At 61.7% G+C, this 1949-nt stretch carries 2 protein-coding genes; one reads left to right on the plus strand and one right to left on the minus strand.

What is annotated here, in order from left to right:
* Window positions 1-394, minus strand: a 394-nt coding sequence (locus EN935_RS33525) for a TetR/AcrR family transcriptional regulator (RefSeq protein ID WP_164771584.1), incomplete at its 3' end; no start/stop codon positions are given.
* Between the two features lie 186 nt (window positions 395-580).
* On the opposite strand from EN935_RS33525, the gene EN935_RS33530 reads away from it, so the two are divergent.
* On the plus strand, window positions 581-1786 hold the full coding sequence (locus EN935_RS33530; protein WP_109668133.1) for a multidrug effflux MFS transporter: 1206 nt from the start codon (window positions 581-583) through the stop codon (window positions 1784-1786).
* The last annotated feature ends 163 nt before the right edge of the window (window positions 1787-1949 follow it).

Raw genomic sequence — 1949 nt, forward strand, 5'->3', positions numbered from 1 at the left:
GTTCGGGATAGCGCTCGCCTTCGGTCTGGATCAGCTTGCGCAGGAATTTTCCATCGCGGTTGCAGATGCAATTCTGGTTCAAGCGCATGGCAAAGCCGATCAGATCGGCCTCGAGATCCCCCGGCAGATCGGGGAAGGTGGCAATGGTGGCGAAGATGCCGGCATTGCAGCGTTCGGTCAGGTCGCGGACCACAGCAACGAACAATTTCTCCTTGTCGCCGTGATGGTTGTAGATGGTCTGGCGCGAGACGCCGGCTTCGGCGGCGATCAGATCGATGTTGGCGCCGGCGAAACCTTCGCGGCAAAACACGGTGGCGGCGGAATCGACGATCGACAGGCGCTTGGCCTCATGGCCGCGTGGCGGGAAGGTGTCAGGAGAAATGTGCAGCTTCATAAAAATCTATATAGAGGTGATTGACGAATTAGACAAGAGTGTCTAAATTTGTGGACAGAAGATAAAGAGATTTCACGACGAGACGAATGGAAATTCGCTTTTGGGGTGTCGGGATCTCATGGGATGGAACGTCCTAGGTTAGACGTCGCCTGGCGGCGGCAACCAGATTTGAAAGAAGCCTTTATCATGAGTCCCAAATTCCTCCGCATTGCGGTCGTGCTCGGCCTGTTGTCCGCCATCGGCCCGTTCGCCATCGACATGTATCTGCCCGCACTGCCGTCGATCGGCGCCGATCTGCACGCCGGCACCGCCGCAGTGCAGATGAGCCTGTTGATCTTCTTCCTGTCGATGGGTTTTGGCCAGATCGTCGTCGGGCCGATCTCCGACATGGTCGGCCGCAAGCTGCCGCTCTATGGCGGCCTTGCGCTGTTCATGGTCGGCGGTATCGGTTCGGCAATGGCGCCGACCATCGAATGGCTGATCGCTTTCCGCTTCCTGCAGGGGCTTGGCGCCAGCGCCGGCATGGCCGTTCCACGCGCCATCGTGCGCGACCTGCACACCGGCAACGAGGCCGCCAAGCTTATGTCCCTTCTGATGCTGGTGTTTTCGGTGTCGCCGATCCTGGCGCCGCTGACCGGCAGCGTGATCATCGAGAATTTCGGCTGGCGCGCCGTGTTCTGGACGGTGACTGGCGCTGCTCTGCTAGCCACCATCCTTCTGGCGACCTCGCTCAAGGAGACGCGGCCGGTGGAAGACCGCGCCGGCTCCTCCTTCGGCACCGCGCTGTCGGCCTACCGCTTCCTGATGGGCGACCGTAACTTCCTCGGCCTGACGGCTATCGCCGGCTTCGGCATTGCGAGCTTCTTCGTCTATCTGTCGAGCTCGTCGTTCATCCTGATCGACCACTACGGCCTGTCGCCTTCGGTCTACAGCGTGTTCTTCTCGATCAATGCGGTCGCCTTCATCGGCATGTCGCAGATGACGGGACTGCTGGCCGAGCGGTTCGGGCTGCGGCGCGTGGTGCGCGTCGCGGTGACCGGCTATGCCACGACGATGGTGGTGCTGTTTGCGGTGATGGCGACCGGCATCGACCGGCTCGACGTGATGGCGGCACTGCTGTTCGTCGGCTACGGCTTCCTCGGCCTGGTCATCCCGACCACCTCGGTGCTGGCCATGGAAGAGCATGGCGAGATCGCCGGTACGGCTTCGGCGCTGATGGGCACGCTGCATTTCGCCATCGGCGCGCTCGCAATGGGTGTCGCCGGCGTGTTCTTCGACGGCACGCCGCTGCCGATGGTGGCCGGCATCACGCTGTGCGCGGTGATTTCCTTCACGCTGGCCAAGGTCACGCTCGGCCGCTCGCGCGAAGCTGCCGAGGCGCCGGCGGAATAAGCAACCACAAACAAATGAAAGAGGCCGGGTTCACCCGGCCTTTTTCATGCCAATTCCGTCTCGGCCAACACGAAGCGCAGCCGCTCCTCGACCGGGGCCAAAGGCAGCGGGATCAGTTCATAGCCCAGTTCCGTGTAGACGCCGACCAGCATATGATAGGTGC

Source organism: Mesorhizobium sp. M7D.F.Ca.US.004.03.1.1 (assembly GCF_003998635.1).
In the GTDB taxonomy this organism is placed as follows: domain Bacteria; phylum Pseudomonadota; class Alphaproteobacteria; order Rhizobiales; family Rhizobiaceae; genus Mesorhizobium; species Mesorhizobium loti.

What these genes read in the sequence shown, in the direction of transcription:
- EN935_RS33530 (WP_109668133.1), top strand. Translation starts at nt 581, where the DNA reads ATGAGTCCCAAATTCCTCCGCATTGCGGTCGTGCTCGGCCTGTTGTCC.